This is a genomic window from Salinisphaera sp. RV14, from assembly GCF_052044135.1.
Lineage (GTDB): Bacteria > Pseudomonadota > Gammaproteobacteria > Nevskiales > Salinisphaeraceae > Salinisphaera.
Window position 1 is genome coordinate 592855 of record NZ_JBQDYF010000001.1, and the last position, 19288, is coordinate 612142.

Sequence of the window (19288 nt, forward strand, 5' to 3'; positions counted from 1 at the left end):
TCGGGTTATGGTCGAGGTCATCATTGTCATCATCAAAGCCGGCCATGATCACGGTTCACCATCTCGAAGATTCGCGTTCGCAGCGTGTGCTCTGGCTGCTCGAAGAGCTGGAGATCGCGTATCAGGTCGAACGTTACGCGCGTGACCCGAAAACGCAGCTCGCCCCCGATGCGCTCAAGCGTGTTCACCCGCTCGGCAAAGCGCCGGTGATCACGGACGGGCGCCGCGCCGTGGCCGAGACCGGCCTGATCATCGACTACATCGTACGCGAGCACGGCGGCGGTCAGCTCGCGCCGGCGCCGGACAGCGAGGACCACCTGCGCTATCGGTACTGGTTGCATTACGCCGAGGGATCGCTGATGCCGCCGCTGCTATTGCAATGGGTCTTCGACACCGTCGAGAAAAACACGCCCCTGCCGGCACGGCCGTTCGCTCGCGCGATCTGCGGACAGGTCAAAAAGCAGTTCATCCGGCCGCAGCGGCTGCTGCATTTCGATTATCTGGAAAACGAATTGCGCAGTCATGAGTGGTTCGTGGGCGAGCGCTTCGGCGCCGCCGATATCATGCTGAGCTTTCCCATCGAGGCTGGCGTGGCGCGCGGCGGCATCGGCGAACGGTGCCCGAAGCTGCGCGAGTTTGTCGAACGCATTCATGCCCGGCCGGCCTACCAGCGGGCCCTGGAACGGGGCGGGCCGTACGCTTTTGCGCATTACTGAACCAAAAAAGCCCGGCCTTGGCCGGGCCGGGCTTTGACGGGCGTTGGCCAGTCGACTTAGCCGCCGTTGTTGGAACCGGCCGACGACCGCTGCTGCTGCTGAAGCTTGCCGCGCACGCTCTTCATCTCGGAGATGAGCTGAGGCGTCTTCGGGTTCTGCTTCTTCATGGCCGCGATGGTGTCGTTTTCGAGCTTCTGGCCCGATTTCTTGATATCCGGCTGCGACAGCGCCGCATTGCGCGCCTTGACCATCTTCTGACGCTCGTTCTGGAAGTTCTGCATGACCTGCTTGCGCTGCTTGTCATTCAGCTTGCCGGACTGCAGCTTCTTGGCCATCGACTGCATGCGCTTCTGGCCCGACTTGATGTCGTAGCCCTGCTTTTTGATGGCGCCCTTGACCTGGCTCTGGAACTGCTGCTGTTCCTTGGCCAGTTGCGGGTTGTTCTTGATGGTCTTGTCGTGGATCTGCTTGAGCTGCTGGGCGTCCGAGCGGTACGTCTTCATCAGCTGCTGGGTCTTGTTCTGGCCGCTGTTGCTCTGGCTGCCACTATCCGCGGCGACCGCCATGCCGGTGAACGACAGCGCGGCAATTGCCAGTGCGCCGAGGATGCAAACACGTTTGATCATAGAAAAACCTGTAGGTATGGAATTGACCGAATCGGCTGTGACCGCGCAAAAGCATAACAGTTGCATTAAAACGGCCAAAAATTTGCGGCGAGCCGGTCTGGGCGGTACTCGCGCGCGTCGTCAACGACGGGAAGCAAGCCGATCGGCGGCCCGCGTCGTCTCCGGCAGGCGATAACGCGTCAGCGTTCGTGCTGTCCACTCGATCGCCGTGCCGAGATCAATACGATGCCCGGGCGATGTGAAGATCGGCTTAACGCCGACCCGCGAGCGCAGCACGGCGCCAATGGTTTCATCACCATCGGTGAGCGCGGTCCAGGCCAGGCGTTGTTCGGGCACGGCGTCGTGGGTGCCGGTGAGGCGTTTCTTGGCCACGCCGATGGTCGGCAGGCCGCTGACCAGGCCCAGATGGGTGGCCACACCCAGCCGCCTGGGGTGGGCGATGCCGTGGCCGTCCACCATCAGCAGGTCCGGCAGGATCGAGAGTTGTTCCAGCGCATCGAGTGCGGCCGGGATCTCGCGGAACGACAACAGGCCCGGAATGTAGGGCATGCGGGTCGGGCGGCGCACCAGCGCCTGCGCGACCACGCCCAGGTCGGCCGCATCGAGCACCACCACTGCGGCGCGCGTGGTGGCGCCGCGATCCTCGAAGCCGATATCCACGCCGGCCACGGTCTGTATATCGCGCGGCAGCGAATTACGGGTGTCCACATATGGGGCGATCGCATCCTGAATGGCGCGCCCGGCGCGTGCCTCGCGCGGCCAGTCATGCTCGATCCGCCGGCGGCCGTCCGCGGTCTCGGTCTGGCGGACGGTCGGGGCCGGCGGCTCAGCCGGGCTCACGGTGATCCGCGAATCGGCGCATGATCTCCATGGTTTCGTCCGAGATGTGATGCTCCACGCCCTCGGCGTCCTGGCGCGCCGTGTCTTCGGACACGCCCAGCGCGCGCAGAAACCGCAGCACCACGATATGCCGCTCGCGCGACACGCGCGCCATATCGTGGCCGGCTTCGGTGAGAAAGATCGAGCGATAGGGCTGGCTGGTGACCAGCCCGGCTTCCGTCATCCGCCGGATCATCTTGCCGACCGTGGCCTGGGTCACGCCCATGCGCTGGGCCAGTTCGACCGCACGTGCTTCGCCCTTGGCGTCGATCAGGTCGGCGATCAGTTCGACGTAGTCCTCGATCAGCTCGGTTTCGTGCGCCTTGCGCACGGTGCTGTATTGCCGCGCATGGATCTGCGGGTCGAGCAGTTCGCCCGAGGTATCGTCGCGCAGGACGTGATCGAGCTCTTGGGCCGAGGACCGTGCGTTCATAATCGCGTCATTATAGCGGTTCAGCCGGGCCGGCGTGTGGCGCCGCGCAGCGCTGCGATAACCGGTACGGTCGCCGGCCGGATGCCGCGCCAGAGCGCGAACGATTCGGCCGCCTGCTCCACCAGCATGCCGAAACCGTCGCGCCCGGCCGTCACGCCGTGTTCGGCCGCCCAGCGCAGGAACGGCGTGGGCGCATCGGCATAGATCAGATCGTAGACCGCGCCGGCGCGGGCCAGCACGCGCGCGTCGATCACCGGCATCCGACCCTCGGTCAGGCCGGCGGAAATGGCGTTGATCACCAGGTCGGCATCGGCGGGGGCCGCGTCGAGCGCACAGGCCGACACCGCGCCCATGTCCGCGCAGGCATCGGCGATCGCGCGCGCCTTGTCGGCACTGCGATTGGCGATCGTGATGCGGGCCGCGCCGGCCGCCAGCAGATTCGGCACCACGCCGCGCACCGCGCCGCCGGCACCGAGAATCAGCAGGCGGCGTCCCGCGATCGCCACGCCCAGGTTGTCGACCAGATCGGCGACCAGGCCGGCGCCGTCGGTGTTGTCGCCCACCAGCCCCTCGGCGCTGGCCATCAGCGTATTCACCGCGCCGGCCCGGCGGGCGCGTTCGGTCAACCGGTCCGCCAGTTCGGCGGCGGCCGTTTTGAACGGCAGGGTGACGTTCAGCCCGGCGCCGCCGGCGGCGAAGAATTCGCCCGCGACCCGTTCGAAGCCGTCGATGGGGGCCGGCAGCCGGGTGTAGTCCATGGTCTGCGCGCACTGTTCGGCGAACAGGCGATGGATGTCCGGCGACCGGCTGTGTTCGACCGGGTGGCCGATGACGGCATAGCGATCAGGGGCTGGTGACATGAAACGAACGCTCGCGGCGGATAGGGGCGCTTATCGTGACCAAGCCGTCCGACGGGCGCAAACGTTCAGGCGGCGTCGCCGCAGGCGCGGTAATGCGCGATCGCGTGCAGCGAGGCGATGGTGGCTGCGCCCGGATCGGTACAAGCGGTGAAGACATCGCGTACCGGCAGGTCTTCCATGCAGGCGTGATGGCCGAGCGGGCACTGGCGCCGGCGACACGGCGAGCACTCCATGCCGCGCCACAGACGCTGGGAGGCGGGCGCCAGCGGTGGGGCATAGTCGGGGTCGGTCGAGCCGTACAGGCCAATCACGCTGGGCGCGGCGGCCGAGGCCAGATGCATGACGCCGGTATCGTTGCCGACGAACTGGGTGGTGAGCGCAGCCAGATCGACGATATCGACCAGGCGCGTGCGCTCGGCCAGGTTCACGCCGTGTTTCGGGGCGGCTGCGGCGATCGCGGCGGCCACCTCGCGATCGGCGGCGCTGCCGAAGATCCAGCAGGCCTGGCCGGCCGCATCCAGACGCGCGGCCAGCGCGGCATAGTGCCGTGTCGGCCAGGCCTTGGCGCCGCCGTAGGCCGCGCCCGGCGCGAAGCCGACCGCCGGCCGGGCCAGGTCGAGGCCCAGCGCGGCGATCAATGCGTCCTGGCGTGCGGCATCAACGCTCAGACGCGGCCAGTGCATCGGGCCGAGCGCGTCGCCTTCGCACGCGGTACCCAGCAGGGCGTAGTGCTGGGCCTTGAGTGGATAGCGCGTCTTGTCGAGGGTACGCAGGTCGTTGATCAGGCCCGGACGCAGTTCGCCGCGATAGCCGGTGCGCAGGGCAATCCCGGCCAGCCAGGGCACCAGTGCGGCCTTGGCGCTGCGCTGGGGGACGATGGCCTGGTGGTAGCCGCGCTCGCGCAGTTCCCGCGCCGCCGTGCGCCGCCGGGACCAGGCGAGCTTGCCGTGTGCGATGTTCATGATCACGGCGTCGTCCACTTCGGGCATGCGCGCGACGAGCCGGGCGGTTGCCGCGGGCGCGAGCACGTCGATGGTCGCCGCGGGCAGCCGCGCGCGCAGCGCCATGAACAGGCTCTGCGCCATCACCATGTCGCCGATCCAGGCCGGGCCGACGACCAGAATGCGCTCGGGCTGCGGGGGCATCGGGGTTTCAGTCGTCCAGCCAGCGTGCGGCATCCTTGGCGAAATAAGTGAGTACGCCGTCGCAGCCGGCGCGCTTGAAGCCCATCAGGCATTCCAGCACGGCGGCGCGCTCGTCCAGCCAGCCGTTGTTGATGGCGGCCTTGAGCATCGCGTATTCGCCGGAGACATGGTAGGCGAAGGTTGGTACGCCGAAGGTGTCCTTCACGCGATGAATGATGTCCAGGTACGGCATGCCCGGTTTGACCATGACCATGTCCGCGCCCTCGGCGAGATCCAGCGCCACCTCGCGCAGGGCCTCGTCGGTATTGGCGGGGTCGATCTGGTAGGTGCGCTTGTCGGCCTTGCCGAGGCTGGCGGCCGAGCCGAGTGCCTCACGGAACGGGTTGTAGTAGGCCGAGGCGAATTTGGCCGCATACGACATGATGACCGTGTTGATGTGGCCATCGGCTTCGAGCGCGGTGCGCATGGCGGCGATGCGGCCATCCATCATGTCGGACGGCGAGACGATGTCCACGCCGGCCTCGGCGTGCGCACGCATCTGCTCGACCAGGATGCCGATGGTCGGATCGTTGATCACATAGCCGTCGTCGTCGATCACGCCGTCCTGGCCGTGACTGGTGTACGGGTCGAGTGCGACATCGGTCATCACCCCGAGCTGCGGGAATTCCGTCTTGATGGCGCGAATGGCCTGGGGGATCAGCCCGTCGGGGTTGGCTGCCTCGGCCGCATCCGGGGTTTTCTTCGCCGGATCGATGACCGGGAACAACACCATCGCCGCAATACCCAGCTCCGCGGCCTCGCCCGCCTCGCGCAGCAGCCCGTCGAGGGTATGACGGCGTACGCCCGGCATGGCAGCGACGTCCACCGCCTCGCCCTCGGTGACGAATACCGGATAGATCAGATCGTCGACCGACAGGTGGTTTTCGCGCGCCAGGCGGCGGGTGAAGTCGCGGGCACGCCCACGGCGCAGGCGGGTCGCGGGGAAGGAACCGGGGAAGGTATGCGGCATGACGGAGCCTCGAGGCGTGCAAAGTTGGCGCCGACGATAGAACCGGGCGCACGGCGATTCAACTCGGATCAACCCGGACGGGGTCGATCGGGCCGGCGCAGGGCGGGAAAACAGGCGCGATACCGGGGATCGCGCCGCACGGGCCGGCGCGCCGCGCGCCTCGGCGCGACGGCCGCTCGGTCACGTGCTCAGTCCGGCGCCGCAGGGGACGGCCCTCAGTGGCCATTGTGCGGCGAGACGGTCACAATTGAGTTGTGCGGCATAAGCCGTCAGACTGGCTCCATCGATGGGGGATCGTGGTAGGCGATGGCAACCCGATATTTGGTTACACTGCGCCTGGCGGGTGCAGGGCGGCAGGATGGCTGAGCGCGAACAGCTGGCCGAATGGCTCGCGGCGACGGCGCGTGGCGACGAGCAGGCGTTCAAACGCCTGTATACGGCGACCTCGCCGCAACTCTATGCGCTGTTGCTGCGTATTCTACGCAGCCCGGAACGGGCACAGGATGCTTTGCAGGATGCGTACGTGCGCATCTGGCAGAAAGCCGATACCTACGCGCCGGAGCGTGGCGCGCCCTTGACCTGGCTGTTGTCGATCGCGCGCTATCGTGCGCTGGACATGCTGCGGCGGCGACGCCCCGAAGTCGCCATGCCGGAAGAGCCGGACCGGGTCGCCACGCTTCTGGAGGATGAACAGAGCTTGTCCCCCGCACAGGAAAACGAAAATCAGCAGTCACTGGCTGCGATCAACGCCTGTCTGGGCCAGTTGTCCGACGAGCAGCGCGAAAGCGTGCTCCTCGCCTACTATGAGGGGCTGACGCATCAGGAGCTTGCCGAGCGCATGGACGCGCCGCTGGGCACGGTCAAGAGCTGGATTCGACGCGGCCTGCTGCGTCTGCGCGATTGTCTGGCGGGGGGTGCGGCATGACGACGCCCCAACACGACGAGCTGGATCTGATGGCGGCCGAGTATGTGCTCGGCACGCTGGAGCCTGAACATGCCCGAGCCTTCCAGCAGCGCCTGGTGGACGATGCCGCGGCCCGCGCGCGCCTCGCCTTCTGGGAGGATCGCCTGGCGCAGCTGGGTCTCGATCTCGACCCGGTCGCACCGCCCGCCGAGGTCTGGGCCCGGGTAGAGCGGGCCACCGGCCTGTCCCGCCGGGGCCCAGCCGCGGCGCGCACGGGTGTTGCGCCCGCCGCCGCGGCCAACGATAGCCGCGTTGTACGTCGCTGGAGGCGTCTGGCGCTGGCCGCGTCGGTGGCCGCACTCGCGCTGGCCGGTCTGTCGGTCTACCAACTGCCGGTCTGGCACGGCGGCAGCGAGAGCGCACCGAAGTACGCCAGTGTCATCTATGACAAGCCGACCGGCATGAGCTGGCTGGTCACGTCCTCCGACAATGGCCGCAAGCTGTCCGTGCAGGCCATGGGCGATTTCAGTGTGCCTTCGGGCAAGATGCTGCGCATGTGGATCAAGGCAGCCAATGGCCGGCCGCACCTGGTGGGCCGATTGCCGCACACCCGCGGCCATTACACCATGACGCTGTCACCCCGGGTGGCCGACGCACTCGGCGATCACAGCGAGATCATGGTGTCAATGGAGGACACCTCACGCGCGGGCACGACCACGCCGGGCGGCAAGCTGATGTGGGTCTCGCCGCTGGCGCATCGCACGGGCTGACGGGATCAATGGTCGTGGGCTGGCTTGGCCGTGACGTTGGCTTCGGAATTCAGTGACCAGTCGAAGTCGTAGCCGGCGATGTGCCGGTCGGCTTCCAGATGTACGGAGAGCTGCGGCGCGGCATATCGGCGAATGTGGTTGATCACGCCGCGCTTGTCGCCGCCGAAGTCGGCCTTGTACCAGTCGTAGATTTTCGAGATCTTCAGCCCGCCGTCGTGATCGAAGCGCACGCCCTCGGGTGAATTGACATAGTCCTCCGCGTTCTCGTAAAGCGCCGCGTACACGTTGCTGCCGGTGTAGGCGGTCTGGCGCAGGCTGGCACAGGATATCGCGCCACAGCTCAGGCCATAGAGCGTCAGTCCGTCGGTCCATATCGGGCGGAGGATGCGACGGCTGATGTCGTTGAGCGTCAGCTTCTGGCCCGCCACCTTGAGCACTTTCTTCTGCCACGGGCCGTGGTGCAGCAGGCTGCCGATGTCACGGACCGACTTGATCGGGTAGTGCTGGAGGATCAGGTCGATGGTCTCCGCGTTGTACAGATTGAGCCAGTAAGCGCGCTGGACGTGGCGGTTGTAGTGGTCGATATCGACGTTTTCCAGGGTTTGGATGTAGTGCTCGAGCTTGTGCCGATCGGCGCTGGAGACATCGCCGTAGCGCACGCCGTTCGGCCCGTCCCGGTGAACCACCACGTACTTCTTCAGAAACGCGTCATAGGCGCCGTTGTCGATCGTGGCCGTCGATTGGCTGTCGTGGGCTTGCCAGCGGGCCCACAGTTTGGCCTTCGATTCGGACTGGGCCTGTGCGGCAGCGCTGACGAGGCCGAGGCCGAGCGTAAGAATCCAGACTAGGCGGCGCATGAACGTCTCCGGTTGTTTCGGGCGGTGTGCGGGGCGCGCACCGGTGGCCACTCAGGTTAGCCGCGCGGGCGACGCCTTACAAATCGCATGCCCCGAGTGCCAAGGTTTTGATATGGAAAATAAAAAAAGCCGGCACGAGGCCGGCTTCGTCAACTATCGGGCGGGCTCGGCGCTACAGCAGATGCGCGACCGCTTCGCGCTCGCTGCGCAACTCGTCCTCGGTAGCCTGCATGCGCTGGCGGGCGAAATCGTTGATCGCCAGATCCTGGACGATCTTGAACTCGCCGTTGGCGCAGGTCACCGGGAACGAATACATGATGCCCGGCTCGATGCCGTAGCTGCCATCAGCCGGAATGCCCATGCTCACGATCTGGCCGTCGGTGCCGGCCACCCAGTTGCGCATGTGATCGATTGCCGCGCTGGCCGCCGAGGCGGCACTGGACGCACCACGCGCTTCAATGATCGCCGCGCCGCGCTTCTGCACGGTCGGGATGAAGTCATTCTCGTACCAGGCCTGGTCGACCAGATCGAGCGCGGGCTTGCCCTTGACCGTGGCATGCGACAGGTCCGGGAACTGGGTGGAGCTGTGGTTGCCCCACACCATCATGCCCTCGATGTCCGTGACCAGGCTGCCGGTCTTCTGGGCCAACTGGGACAATGACCGGTTGTGGTCCAGCCGCATCATCGCCGTGAACTGATTATTGTCCAGATCCGGCGCATTGTTGGCGGCGATCAGCGCGTTGGTGTTGGCCGGGTTGCCGACCACCAGCACCTTGACGTCCTTCGAGGCATGATCGTTCAGGGCCTTGCCCTGCACCGAAAAGATATCGCCGTTGGCCTTGAGCAGATCCGAACGTTCCATGCCCTTGCCGCGCGGCCGCGAGCCCACCAGCAGTGCATAGTCCACGCCGGCGAAGGCTTCTTCCGGCTTGTCGGTGCCGTGGATTTCGGTGACCAGCGGGAAGGCGCAGTCGTTGAGTTCCATAATCACGCCCTTGAGCGCATCCATGGCCGGCGGAATTTCCAGCAGCTGCAGGATGATCGGCTGGTCGTGTCCGAGCATCTCGCCGGTGGCGATGCGAAAGATCAGTGAATAGCTGATCTGGCCGGCGCCCCCGGTTACGGCTACGCGTACGGGATCTTTCATGGCGGCTCCTTGGTTGAACGACGTGTTCGTGTGTACCAATCAGCGGGCCCGGCATCGCGGGGCCGGCCGATGTCATGAACGGCAAGCCGAGGGGCCCGGGAACGGGCTGCGCCTTGCCAATAATGCGCGACAGAGCATAGCCCAAACCCAAAATACCGTCCAAGGAAGAAGCGCTCGACGCCGGCCCGCATCGGCTCGTGGCACTATAAGCACAATTCAACGTTCGGAACGCAGTGGATGCAGACAATCGCAATTATCGGCGGGGGCATAGCGGGTATGGGCGCGGCGTGGCTGCTGCGCGACACCGCCGAGGTGACCCTGTTCGAGGGCGCCGACAAGCTCGGTGGTCATGTCTGCACGATCATGGATGGCGCCCAGCCGGTCGATACCGGCTTCATTGTTGCCAACGATCGCAATTACCCCAGTTTCAATCGTTTTCTCGACGAGCTCGGTGTGCCCACCCAGCCCAGCGACATGTCGTTCGGAGTCTCGATCGGCAACGGGGCGATCGAATGGGCCGGCGACAGCCCGGCCAAGTTGTTCGCGCAACCCGGACTGGCGCGCGATCCCGCGCACTGGCGGATGATCGTCGATATCCTGCGTTTCAACCGCCGCGCCAAGCGCATGCTGGCCGCCGACCGCGTGCCGGATATGGCGCTGGGTGAATTCCTCGACCACCACCGCTTCAGCGAAGCGTTCGCGGCGCGCTATCTGTTGCCGATGGCCGCCGCGATCTGGTCCACACCCACTGCGGAGATCCGTCGATTCCCGCTGGCGGCGTTCCTGCACTTCTTCGACAACCATGGCCTGCTCGATGTCCGGGACCGGCCGCAGTGGCATACGGTCGCCGGCGGCAGTCATGCCTACGTGCACGCGGTGGCCGCCGTGCTCGGCGACCGGGTGCGTTGTGCCACGCCGATCCAGCGCGTCCGACGCCAGGTCGACGGCGTGACGGTGATCACCGAACGCGGGCGCACGCTGCATTTCGACCAGGTCATTTTCGCCTGTCATGCCGACACGACCACGCGGCTGCTGGTCGATGCCGAGCCGCTGGAACGCGCGCTGCTCGGTTCGTTCTCGTTCCAGCCCAACCGTGCGGTGCTGCACAGCGACGCCAGCCTGATGCCCAAACGCCGGCGTGTGTGGTCGTCCTGGAACTATCAGGCCGACCGGGCCGTGATTTCCGACCAGCGCGTGGCGGTGACCTACTGGATGAACCGGCTGCAGTCGATCCGCGGCCCGCGCGAGTATTTCGTCAGCCTCAATCCGCTGGCCGAGCCGGACCCCGCCCGGGTGATCGCCGATATCGGCTATTCGCACCCGGTGTTCGATCGCGCCGCGCTGGCGGCCCAGAAGCGGTTGCACGAAATCCAGGGCAACGGCGGTGTATGGCATGCCGGCGCCTGGTGTGGCTATGGCTTCCACGAGGACGGCCTGGCCGCGGCGACCCGCGTGGCCGGGGCGTTGGGCGCCCGGGCGCCGTGGCCGGGGTGAGCGCGCCGGCACTGTATCGCTGCCGGATCATGCACCGGCGGCCGGGGCCGCCGCGCTACCGGTTCATGTATCGGGCGTTCTTCGTGTTGCTGGATATCGACGCGATCGACGCGGCCTGTGCGGGCTCGCCGCTGATATCGCGCAATCGTTTCAATCTGTTGTCGTTTTACGATGCCGACCACGGTCCGCACGACGGCAGCGATGTGCGCGCCTGGCTCGACGGCGTGCTCGCCGAGCACGGCGTAACGCTCGCCGGGGGGCGCGTGCGGCTGCTCGCCATGCCGCGCGTGCTCGGCTACGGCTTCAATCCGATCAGCCTGTATTACGCCGAGCATGCGGACGGCACGCTGCGCGCGCTCGTCGCCGAGGTGCACAACACCTTCGGTGAGCATCATGTCTATGTGCTGCACGACGACGGCCGGCCGATGGACTGGCGGGCGGCGCGCGACAAGGCCAAGCAATTCCATGTCTCGCCGTTCTTCGATCGCAGCGGCACGTATCGCTTTCACGTCATGGCGCCGGGTGCGCGCGTGGGGCTGGGCATCCGGCTGTACGACGAGGCCGGGGGGCTGCGCATTGCCACGGCGGTGTCGGGTCGGCGACAGCCATTGTCCACGCGCAGCATCGCAATCGCCGCCTGCCGCGTACCTCTGATGACACTCAAGGTCACGGCGGCAATCCATTGGCAGGCGCTCAAGCTCTGGTGGCGTGGGGCGCGGTTCCATACCCGGCCCGAGCCGCGACGACCGAACCGATCGTAAGAACGACAACATGAATTCGACTTCGTACCGCGCGACCGTGGCATACGGTCGCCCCGTGGGCTGGCGCGAGCGCGCCGTGGTCAATCGGCTCGATCGCCTGGTCTGCGGCCGTCTGGATGTGCGGCTGCCCAGCGGCGGCGCGGCGTGCTTCGAGGGCGAGCGCCCGGGGCCAACGGCCACGCTGCATATCCATTCGCCGCGCATGGTCACGCGGTTGTTCAGGGCCGGCTCGATCGGCTTTGCCGAGGGCTATATGGCCGGCGAGTGGGACTGCGATGATCTGCCGGCGCTGATTTATCTGTTGCATCTCAACACGGCGGCACTGGAGCCGGATTTCTCGCGCCTGCAGTGGCTGTACTCGCTGGCTTCGGGGATTCGTCATCGGCTCAACGCCAACAGCCGGTCGGGCTCGCGGCGCAATATTGCCTATCATTACGATCTCGGCAATGAGTTCTACGCCCACTGGCTGGACGAAACCTGGACTTATTCATCGGCGCTGTTCGCTTACCCCGACGAACCGCTGGCGGCCGCCCAGCGACGCAAGTACGACGCGTTGCTCAATCGCCTCGCGCCCGAGCCGGGCGATCATATTCTCGAGATCGGCTGTGGCTGGGGCGGCTTCGCGCGCCATGCCGCGGCCACCCGCGGCGTGCGGGTGACCGGTATCACGCTGTCGGCAGAGCAGCTGCGTTTCGCGCGCGAACAGGCCGACGCCGCCGGTCTGGCCGATCGCATCGATTTTCATCTATGTGACTATCGCGATGTGGTGGGCCGTTACGACCACGTGGTTTCGATCGAGATGTACGAGGCCGTGGGCGAGGCCTACTGGCCGGGCTATTTCAAGGCCATCCACGATGCGCTCCAACCGGGCGGCCGCGCCGCCATCCAGGCGATCACGATCGAAGACGGACGTTTCGACTATTACCGCAAGAACGTGGATTTCATCCAGGAATACATTTTCCCCGGGGGCATGCTGGCCTCGCCGGCGATCTTCGCCGAGCGCGCCGGGGCGGCAGGGCTGGTCGAGCAGAGCCGCGATTTCCATGGCCGCCACTACGCCCGCACGCTCCTGCGCTGGGACCGGGCCGTGGTCGCCGCGGGCGCCGAGATCCGGGCCGGGCGCGGCGAAGCGTTTTATCGCATGTGGCGCTATTATCTGGCCTACTGCGCCGCGGGTTTCACCTCCGGCAATATCGACTTGATGCAGATCGGTTTCCAGCGGCCTCGATGAGCCGCCGCTATCCCGTCTCGCGTCTGGCGCCGTATGGAGGTCTGGGTCTGCCGCTGGCCGCACTCGGCCTGCCGCTGACGGTCTTTTTGCCGCCGTTCTATGCGCAGTTGCCCGGGCTCAACACCGGCCTCGTCGGTATCCTCATCTTCGCCGCGCGCCTGTTCGATGTGTTCACCGACCCGGTGATCGGCACCGCGTCGGACCGTACGCCAGCGCGCTTCGGCCGGCGCCGGCCGTATATCCTGGTTGGCACGCCGCTCCTCATGCTGGCGGCCTGGTTCCTGTTCGTGCCGGGCGGGCATGCCGGGGGCGCCTATCTGTTGGTCTGGAGTATGGCGGCCTATTTGGGCTGGACCCTCATTTATCTGCCGTACACCACGATGGGCGCCGAACTTTCGGCCGACTACGATGAGCGCACGCGCATCACGGCCTGGCGCGAGGGGTTTTTCGTGCTGGGCACGATGGTCGCGATCGTGTTGCCGGCCGGGGTGGGGCAACTGGCCGGGGGCGCGGCCGCGGGGCTGGAGGCGATCGCGATCTTCCTGCTGGTTGCGCTGCCGGTGGCGGTGGGTCTGTTTCTCTGGCGGGTGCCGGAGCCGGGCGGGGCGGCTTCCAACGTACCCTGGTCGGATAGCGCGCGGCTGCTGGCGGCGAACCGGCCATTCCGGCGCCTGGTCATCGCCTATCTGTTCAACGGCGCGGCCAACGGGTTGCCGGCCGCGTTGTTTCTGTTTTTCGTGCAGTCGGTGCTCGGTGCCAGCCAGGCGACGGCCGGGATTTTCCTCGCCATCTACTTTCTGTCCGCCGTGGCCGGCCTGCCGGCCTGGTTCTGGATCGGGCGCCACTGGTCCAAGCATCGGCTGTGGTGTGCCTCGATGGCGTTCGTTGCCGGGGTGTTCCTGTTCACGATCACGTTGTCCGCCAACACCTACAGTTATGTGGTCTACACCCTGATCTGCGTTCTCGGCGGCTCCTGTCTCGGTGTGGACCAGGCCACCGCCGCCTCGATCCAGGCCGATGTGATCGACGAGGATACGGCCGCCGGCGGCGATGGCCGCGCCGGGCTGTATTTCGGGCTCTGGGGCATGGCGACCAAGCTCGCTTTTGCGGTGGCCCTCGGCATCGCCTATCCGGCGCTGTGGCTGGTGGGCTTCGCTGCCGGCCAGCCCAACGACGCGACCGCGCTCTGGACGCTGGCCGCGCTTTACGGGCTATTGCCGGTGGTGATCAAGATCGGCGTCATCGTGCTGATGTGGGATTTTCCGCTGGATCGCGCGCGCCATGCCGAACTGCAGCGTACTATCGGCCGACAGGCCAATCAGGCGCCGGTGACCCGGCGGATGATCGGGAAATAGGCCGCGTAGGGCAGGCGCTGGAAAGTCTTCAACAACCAGACCAGCCGGCGCGGGAACGCAATCTCGAAGCGGCCGGCCTCCAGGCCCTGGCGGATGCGTCGGGCCGCATCCGCGGCGCCGATCACGAACGGCATCGGCTGCTTGTTGTCGGCGGTCAGTGGCGTGGTGACATAGCCCGGGCAGATCACGCTCACGGCCACGCCGGAGCCGGCCAGGTCCAGGTGCAGGCTTTCGGCCAGCGCGATCATGGCCGCCTTGGACGCGGCATAGGGGGCCGCGCCCGGCAAGCCGCGATAACCCGCCACGCTCGCGGTCATGGCGATGCGGCCGGCACCGCGCGCCTGCATGGCCGGCAGTACGGCGCCGATGCCGTTGACCGTGCCACCGTAATTCACGGTCATGCGCCGATTCACGTCCTCGGCATCGAAGTGGCGCACATCGAAGTTCGCACCGATGCCGGCATTGAACACGGCCAGATCGATCGGGCCGAGTTCGGTGGTGATGCGCCGCGCCGTGTCCGCGCAGGCCGCGGCGTCGGTGACGTCCAGGGGATAGGCGGTGATCGCCTCGGGGCGTTGGTTGGCCACGGCGGCCAATGCATCGGCGCGGCGCGCCGAGATCGCCACCCGCCAGCCGTGATCGACAAGCTCGATGGCCAGTGCCTCGCCGATGCCAGAGCTGGCGCCGGTGATCCAGGCGATACGTTCAGGCATGACGGTCTCCGGTGGCGAGATCGTGGAAGGCGCGCTGCGGATTTTCGGGGTCCTGGATGGCGGCCACCTCGGCGTCCTTCGCGGCCCAGAGTTCGCCCAGCCAGGTCTTGAAGCGGTCGCGGTATTCCGGGTCGGCGCCGTAGTCGCCGTCGGCGAGTTCGGGCGGGACCGCGAGATAGCGCACGCGTACCGCCACCTCGGGAATCCGGCCGCACAGCACATCCCAGAACTTCGGCTCGGGCGTATCGATGTAGGCGACCGTCATGTCGAGAATGCCGTCGAGCACGTCACGCATGGCATTGACGGCAAAGGCCGTGCCCCCGGCCTTGGGTGGCAGCAGGGTGCGATACGGCGAGTTCGCTGCCGCCCGTTTGGCCGGCGTGGAGCGCGTGCCCTCGGCGTAGTTGACCAGGGAGACCGGCTGCCGCCGAAAGACCTCACAGGCGCGCCGCACCGCGTGCATGTCTTCGTTGCGCAGTTCGGGGTTGCGCTCGATCGCGGCGCGGCTGTGGCGCTTCATGAACGGAAAATCCAGCGCCCAGCAGGCCAGTCCGATCACCGGCAGCCAGCGCAGCTGCTCCTTGATGAAAAAACGTGGAAACGGCAGTTGGGGATCGATCGCCCGGATCAGCAGCATGACATCGGCCCAGCACTGATGATTGGAGATCAGCACATAGCGGCCGCCCGGATCGTCGGCCATCTGCTGCTGGTAGCGCAGGCGCGTGCCGCTGATGCCGAAGATGAGCCCGTTCGATCCGCGCGCCCAGGTCTTGGCGATGCCGAGTACGACATCCGTGGCGCGATCGCGGGCACGCCCGGGCGGCAGCGCGAGCTTGACGATACTGGCCGGCACGAGCGGAACGCCGCCGAGAATCGTCAGCCCGATCAGACCGACGATGATTGCGATACCCCGCACGGGTCCAGCCAGCGCAGCCATTAACGCGTCGAGAACTCGTGTACCGCGTCGACCAGCGCGCCCACATGCGCCGGGTCGACCTGCGGTGTGACGCCATGGCCGAGGTTGAAAACATGCCCCGGACGGTCGCCGAAACGATCGAGGATATCGCGCACTTCCGTGCGTATGCGCTCGGGTTCCGCGAACAGGATCGCCGGATCGGCATTGCCCTGTAGCGCGACGCGATCGCCCACGCGCGCTGCCGCGTCGTCGATGTCGATGGTCCAGTCCAGCCCGATCGCCGATGCACCGCTGGCGGCGATGTGCTCCAGCCATGGGCCGCCGCCCTTGGTGAACAGTATCGTCGGCACGTGGCCATCGGGTCCCGGTTCGAGCCCGGCCACGATCTGCGCCATATAGGCCAGCGAGAACGCCCGGTAGTTCGCCGGCGACAGCACGCCGCCCCAGGTGTCGAAGATCTGCACGGCCTGGGCGCCGGCCGCGATCTGGGCGTTGAGGTAGGCAACGGTCGAGAGCGCCAGCACATCCAGCAGGCGATGCAGGGCGTCCGGCGCGTTGTACATCAGCGCCTTGATATGTTCGTAATTCTTGGACGGGCCGCCCTCGACCATGTACGTCGCCAGCGTCCACGGGCTGCCCGCGAAGCCGATCAGCGGCGTCTTGCCGTCCAGTTCGCGCCGGATGAGTTTGATCGCGGCCGGGACATAACCGAGTTCATCCTCGATGTCCGGGATCACGAGCCGGTCGATGGCGGCGGGCGTGCGGACCGGATGGGCGAAATGCGGCCCTTCGCCGGCCACGAAATGCAGGCCCAGCCCCATTGCCTCGGGGACCGTGAGGATGTCGGAGAACAGGATCGCGCCGTCCAGATCGAAGCGGCGCAGCGGCTGCAGCGTGACCTCGCAGGCCAACTCGGGGTTCTGACACAGATCGAGAAAGCTGCCGGCCTTCTCGCGCAGCTTGCGGTATTCGGGCAGATACCGCCCGGCCTGACGCATCAGCCATACCGGCGTGGCGTCCACCGGCTCGCGCCTGAGGGCCCGTAGCAAACGATCGTGGGACATGGGTAGCGTCGGCGGCCGGTAAGTGATGCCCGGATTCTACCGACTGCCGCAGGTTCGGGGATAGCGTGCGCTGCGCGCTTTATGGCTGGCGGCGAACGGGCTGGCGGCTCATGGGGGGGCATAAACCACAGCAGAGAACGAAAACCAACGGCGGTCGATTCTGAAACGTTCGAGATATATTACAACCAATCCATTTTCAAACAATGGAAAACCGCGATTGTTCGGGCCTTTCACCACTAAAGTCTATGTCATTTCTGACAAGTGATATGACATGTTTAAAAAGACATACGATGAGTATGTGTGTGTTGAAGATAAACCTAGTGGAGGAGTCATGGGAACAAGGGAGATCCGTAGTCGGGGCGGGTACCGCTTCAAAAGCCCTGAGAGACAGGGACCGCTCATTGCGGGCTGCATGGCAGCGCTGGCATTGGTGTGGGCGATGCCGGTCATGGCGCAGCAAGCCGCGCCATATTCACGCCAAGCCAAAAAACAGCAGAACAGCTTCATGATCCGCTCTACTATGACCGGCGACTGGGGTGGCGTGCGTAGCCGTTTGAAGCACGAAGGCGTCGATTTGCATGCCGGCTACGACGGTGAATACGCGCGCACTTTGTCCGGTGGCATGAGCGGGGGCGGTGACGACGCCTATGCCCAGCAGGTCAGTTTCGGTGCCGGTTTTGATATGGCGAAACTGGCCGGCTGGCGGGGCGCGAGTTTTCACCTGCAACTCAACTATCGACAAGGCCACGATCTGGCGGGTGAATCCATCGGGGGGCGTCATACCTCGGTGCAGGAAGCCTATGGGGCGGGTGAGAATTTTCGGATGGTCGAGCTGAGCTACAGCCAGGTTCTGGCCGGTGGCGCGCTCGAGACCCAGATCGGGTTCTATCCGCTCGGCAACGAATTCGCCCATTTCGCACCGCTGTGCAAGTTTCAGAGTGGAACCGCCTGCGGCCATCTCAAGAACCTGCCGTCATCCAGCGGCTGGAACGACTATCCGACCGGGCAGTGGGGTGGGCGACTGCAGTGGAATATCTCGGACCATGCCTATGCCGAAATCGGCGTGTTCGAGGTCAACCCGACCTATGGCACGTCCAATCACGGCTTCAAGATGGACTTCCAGGGCGCGACCGGCGCCATCATCCCGGTCGAATTCAGCTACAAGACCGATTTCGACAGCGGTACGTTGCCGGGCCGTTACAAGATCGGGGGCTATTACGACACGTCGAATGCGCCTGACGTGGTGCATTCGGCTCAAACCCACAGCAGTCGCTATGGCGGCTACGTATTGGCCAGCCAGATGCTGCTCAGCTTCGATGGCACGTCTACGCGCGGCCTGGAAGTCTTCGGCGGCGCTGGTGTCTCTGATACCAATACGGCGGTGTTCTCGAACACCGAGGTCGCCGGCGTGATCGTGAAGGGACCGCTGGCCGCGCGACCGCATGATTTCATCTCGCTGGGCTATTTCCGTGAAGGGGTGAATCACCGCAAAGTGGGGGCCGAAGAAGCCCTGCGAGCACAGCAGAGCAATCCGCTGCCTGGAATGGCGAATTTCCATGCTTTGCCGGACGGAGTCGAGGCGATGGAAGTCGGTTATGGCCTGCAGGCCACGCCGTGGTTGCGGATTCGGCCGAACGTGCAATACCTGCACAACCCGGGTGCGTTCGTTTACCACCATATTCCGGACAATTGGACCTTCGGTCTCGAGACCAAGATCAAGCTGTAACCGGGTTCAGAAAAAAGAGGCCCGCGATCGATTGTCCGGTCGCGGGCCGTCGTCATTTGAAGGGCGCCTGAGCCTGTGACTAACCCGTGACGGAAATAGATGATTTGTCGGGTTGATTATTAATCCGGCATCAAAACAGCTGAGTTCATCAGCTGTTTTCATCGCCTTCAAAGATAAAAGTCGGCGCCTGTCCGTACTTTATTTTCAAAGGCTTCGCGGCCAATGGCCGCGGCGAGTGGCCGGTGGTGCAGGCCTCGGAATCATCAAGGCCTGCGCGACATGCCCCGCAGGATCGCGATGTTGGCAATAACGCCAACCTGCGCAGGTCGCCTTGACAGGTCCGGGCGTGCCGGATGATTCATTCAGGGCCAACAAGAAAAAAGAGCCGGCGAGATGCCGGCTCTTTTTGCTGCGGACTTGTCCTGAGCGACCTACAAGCTGGCAGTCGTCATAGCGCCGTTGACCAGGCGCCGGATACCCAGCGGATTGTCATCGGCCAGCGCCTTGGGCAGGACCGCTGCGGGCGCGTTCTGGTAACACACGGCGCGCAGATAGCGATTGATCGCCAGCGTGCCCACCGACGTGCTGTGGAAATCGGTGGTCGCCGGATACGGTCCGCCGTGGACCATCGCATCGTTGACCGCCACCCCGGTCGGGAAGCCGTTGAACAACACCCGCCCGG

At 65.7% G+C, this 19288-nt stretch carries 19 protein-coding genes and 1 pseudogene; 8 read left to right on the plus strand and 12 right to left on the minus strand.

What is annotated here, in order from left to right; translation table 11 throughout:
• Positions 1-44 precede the first annotated feature (44 nt).
• The gene (locus tag ACS8Y6_RS02805; protein WP_440851001.1) at positions 45-716 is read left to right on the plus strand and encodes a glutathione S-transferase; all 672 of its coding nucleotides are present in this window, start codon (positions 45-47) and stop codon (positions 714-716) included.
• A gap of 56 nt (positions 717-772) precedes the next feature.
• On the opposite strand, the gene ACS8Y6_RS02810 is transcribed toward ACS8Y6_RS02805, so the two are convergent.
• The 6 genes from ACS8Y6_RS02810 to hemB form a co-directional block, all read right to left on the minus strand.
• The gene (locus ACS8Y6_RS02810) at positions 773-1342 is read right to left on the minus strand and encodes a hypothetical protein (protein ID WP_440851002.1); all 570 of its coding nucleotides are present in this window, start codon (positions 1340-1342) and stop codon (positions 773-775) included.
• Positions 1343-1462: 120 nt separating this feature from the next.
• Entirely contained in the window at positions 1463-2116 is a 654-nt protein-coding gene (gene nfi / locus ACS8Y6_RS02815) for a deoxyribonuclease V (protein WP_440851020.1), read from the minus strand.
• A gap of 52 nt (positions 2117-2168) precedes the next feature.
• Positions 2169-2654 (minus strand): manganese-binding transcriptional regulator MntR, encoded by a 486-nt coding sequence (gene mntR / locus ACS8Y6_RS02820; protein WP_440851003.1) that lies wholly within the window; start codon positions 2652-2654, stop codon positions 2169-2171.
• 20 nt (positions 2655-2674) lie between these two features.
• Positions 2675-3514 (minus strand): shikimate dehydrogenase, encoded by an 840-nt coding sequence (gene aroE, locus ACS8Y6_RS02825; protein ID WP_440851004.1) that lies wholly within the window; start codon positions 3512-3514, stop codon positions 2675-2677.
• Positions 3515-3579: 65 nt separating this feature from the next.
• Entirely contained in the window at positions 3580-4659 is a 1080-nt protein-coding gene (waaF, locus tag ACS8Y6_RS02830) for a lipopolysaccharide heptosyltransferase II (protein ID WP_440854926.1), read from the minus strand.
• A gap of 7 nt (positions 4660-4666) precedes the next feature.
• The gene (hemB, locus tag ACS8Y6_RS02835) at positions 4667-5668 is read right to left on the minus strand and encodes a porphobilinogen synthase (RefSeq protein WP_440854927.1); all 1002 of its coding nucleotides are present in this window, start codon (positions 5666-5668) and stop codon (positions 4667-4669) included.
• A gap of 358 nt (positions 5669-6026) precedes the next feature.
• Between hemB and ACS8Y6_RS02840 the strand changes: the two genes are divergently transcribed.
• The gene (locus ACS8Y6_RS02840; RefSeq protein ID WP_440851007.1) at positions 6027-6593 is read left to right on the plus strand and encodes a sigma-70 family RNA polymerase sigma factor; all 567 of its coding nucleotides are present in this window, start codon (positions 6027-6029) and stop codon (positions 6591-6593) included.
• On the plus strand, positions 6590-7342 hold the full coding sequence (locus ACS8Y6_RS02845; protein WP_440851008.1) for an anti-sigma factor: 753 nt from the start codon (positions 6590-6592) through the stop codon (positions 7340-7342). The genes ACS8Y6_RS02840 and ACS8Y6_RS02845 overlap by 4 nt, the downstream gene beginning before the upstream one ends.
• 5 nt (positions 7343-7347) lie before the next feature.
• On the opposite strand, the gene ACS8Y6_RS02850 is transcribed toward ACS8Y6_RS02845, so the two are convergent.
• Together ACS8Y6_RS02850 and ACS8Y6_RS02855 are read right to left on the minus strand one after the other, a co-directional pair.
• On the minus strand, positions 7348-8199 hold the full coding sequence (locus ACS8Y6_RS02850; RefSeq protein ID WP_440851009.1) for a DUF547 domain-containing protein: 852 nt from the start codon (positions 8197-8199) through the stop codon (positions 7348-7350).
• A 172-nt stretch (positions 8200-8371) separates the two neighbouring features.
• Positions 8372-9346, minus strand: coding sequence for a malate dehydrogenase (locus ACS8Y6_RS02855; RefSeq protein WP_440851010.1), 975 nt, complete (start codon positions 9344-9346; stop codon positions 8372-8374).
• Positions 9347-9583: 237 nt separating this feature from the next.
• Between ACS8Y6_RS02855 and ACS8Y6_RS02860 the strand changes: the two genes are divergently transcribed.
• The 4 genes from ACS8Y6_RS02860 to ACS8Y6_RS02875 are packed head-to-tail and all read left to right on the plus strand — an operon-like array spanning position 9584 to position 14187.
• On the plus strand, positions 9584-10840 hold the full coding sequence (locus ACS8Y6_RS02860) for an NAD(P)/FAD-dependent oxidoreductase (protein ID WP_440854928.1): 1257 nt from the start codon (positions 9584-9586) through the stop codon (positions 10838-10840).
• On the plus strand, positions 10837-11601 hold the full coding sequence (locus tag ACS8Y6_RS02865; protein ID WP_440851012.1) for a DUF1365 domain-containing protein: 765 nt from the start codon (positions 10837-10839) through the stop codon (positions 11599-11601). The genes ACS8Y6_RS02860 and ACS8Y6_RS02865 overlap by 4 nt, the downstream gene beginning before the upstream one ends.
• 10 nt (positions 11602-11611) lie before the next feature.
• The gene (locus tag ACS8Y6_RS02870; RefSeq protein WP_440854929.1) at positions 11612-12832 is read left to right on the plus strand and encodes a class I SAM-dependent methyltransferase; all 1221 of its coding nucleotides are present in this window, start codon (positions 11612-11614) and stop codon (positions 12830-12832) included.
• On the plus strand, positions 12829-14187 hold the full coding sequence (locus ACS8Y6_RS02875; RefSeq protein WP_440851014.1) for an MFS transporter: 1359 nt from the start codon (positions 12829-12831) through the stop codon (positions 14185-14187). Before ACS8Y6_RS02870 ends, ACS8Y6_RS02875 begins: the two co-directional genes overlap by 4 nt.
• Here ACS8Y6_RS02875 and ACS8Y6_RS02880 read toward each other — a convergent pair.
• Genes ACS8Y6_RS02880 through hemE form a run of 3 tightly spaced genes read right to left on the minus strand, consistent with a single transcriptional unit; the run spans position 14151 to position 16880 of the window.
• Positions 14151-14900, minus strand: coding sequence for an SDR family NAD(P)-dependent oxidoreductase (locus ACS8Y6_RS02880; protein ID WP_440851015.1), 750 nt, complete (start codon positions 14898-14900; stop codon positions 14151-14153). The two genes, ACS8Y6_RS02875 and ACS8Y6_RS02880, sit on opposite strands and share 37 nt — an antisense overlap.
• A complete protein-coding gene (locus ACS8Y6_RS02885; RefSeq protein WP_440851016.1) occupies positions 14893-15837 on the minus strand; it encodes an acyltransferase in 945 nt (314 codons plus the stop codon). The genes ACS8Y6_RS02880 and ACS8Y6_RS02885 overlap by 8 nt, the downstream gene beginning before the upstream one ends.
• A complete protein-coding gene (gene hemE / locus ACS8Y6_RS02890; protein ID WP_440854930.1) occupies positions 15837-16880 on the minus strand; it encodes a uroporphyrinogen decarboxylase in 1044 nt (347 codons plus the stop codon). Before hemE ends, ACS8Y6_RS02885 begins: the two co-directional genes overlap by 1 nt.
• A gap of 271 nt (positions 16881-17151) precedes the next feature.
• Here hemE and ACS8Y6_RS02895 point away from each other — a divergent pair, with 271 nt between their 5' ends.
• On the plus strand, positions 17152-18606 hold the full coding sequence (locus tag ACS8Y6_RS02895; RefSeq protein WP_440854931.1) for a carbohydrate porin: 1455 nt from the start codon (positions 17152-17154) through the stop codon (positions 18604-18606).
• Positions 18607-19037: 431 nt separating this feature from the next.
• Here the strand turns inward: ACS8Y6_RS02895 and ACS8Y6_RS02900 are convergent.
• Positions 19038-19288 (minus strand): annotated as a pseudogene (locus ACS8Y6_RS02900) (aldehyde dehydrogenase (NADP(+))); the annotation flags it as partial.

Excerpts from the sequence above, each read along its gene's own strand:
- ACS8Y6_RS02805 (WP_440851001.1), top strand. The coding sequence starts at position 45 with ATGATCACGGTTCACCATCTCGAAGATTCGCGTTCGCAGCGTGTGCTC.
- ACS8Y6_RS02810 (WP_440851002.1), bottom strand. The coding sequence starts at position 1,342 with ATGATCAAACGTGTTTGCATCCTCGGCGCACTGGCAATTGCCGCGCTG.
- mntR (WP_440851003.1), bottom strand. The coding sequence starts at position 2,654 with ATGAACGCACGGTCCTCGGCCCAAGAGCTCGATCACGTCCTGCGCGAC.
- aroE (WP_440851004.1), bottom strand. The coding sequence starts at position 3,514 with ATGTCACCAGCCCCTGATCGCTATGCCGTCATCGGCCACCCGGTCGAA.
- waaF (WP_440854926.1), bottom strand. The coding sequence starts at position 4,659 with ATGCCCCCGCAGCCCGAGCGCATTCTGGTCGTCGGCCCGGCCTGGATC.
- hemB (WP_440854927.1), bottom strand. The coding sequence starts at position 5,668 with ATGCCGCATACCTTCCCCGGTTCCTTCCCCGCGACCCGCCTGCGCCGT.
- ACS8Y6_RS02840 (WP_440851007.1), top strand. The coding sequence starts at position 6,027 with ATGGCTGAGCGCGAACAGCTGGCCGAATGGCTCGCGGCGACGGCGCGT.
- ACS8Y6_RS02845 (WP_440851008.1), top strand. The coding sequence starts at position 6,590 with ATGACGACGCCCCAACACGACGAGCTGGATCTGATGGCGGCCGAGTAT.
- ACS8Y6_RS02850 (WP_440851009.1), bottom strand. The coding sequence starts at position 8,199 with ATGCGCCGCCTAGTCTGGATTCTTACGCTCGGCCTCGGCCTCGTCAGC.
- ACS8Y6_RS02855 (WP_440851010.1), bottom strand. The coding sequence starts at position 9,346 with ATGAAAGATCCCGTACGCGTAGCCGTAACCGGGGGCGCCGGCCAGATC.
- ACS8Y6_RS02860 (WP_440854928.1), top strand. The coding sequence starts at position 9,584 with ATGCAGACAATCGCAATTATCGGCGGGGGCATAGCGGGTATGGGCGCG.
- ACS8Y6_RS02870 (WP_440854929.1), top strand. The coding sequence starts at position 11,612 with ATGAATTCGACTTCGTACCGCGCGACCGTGGCATACGGTCGCCCCGTG.
- ACS8Y6_RS02875 (WP_440851014.1), top strand. The coding sequence starts at position 12,829 with ATGAGCCGCCGCTATCCCGTCTCGCGTCTGGCGCCGTATGGAGGTCTG.
- ACS8Y6_RS02880 (WP_440851015.1), bottom strand. The coding sequence starts at position 14,900 with ATGCCTGAACGTATCGCCTGGATCACCGGCGCCAGCTCTGGCATCGGC.
- ACS8Y6_RS02885 (WP_440851016.1), bottom strand. The coding sequence starts at position 15,837 with ATGGCTGCGCTGGCTGGACCCGTGCGGGGTATCGCAATCATCGTCGGT.
- hemE (WP_440854930.1), bottom strand. The coding sequence starts at position 16,880 with ATGTCCCACGATCGTTTGCTACGGGCCCTCAGGCGCGAGCCGGTGGAC.
- ACS8Y6_RS02895 (WP_440854931.1), top strand. The coding sequence starts at position 17,152 with ATGTTTAAAAAGACATACGATGAGTATGTGTGTGTTGAAGATAAACCT.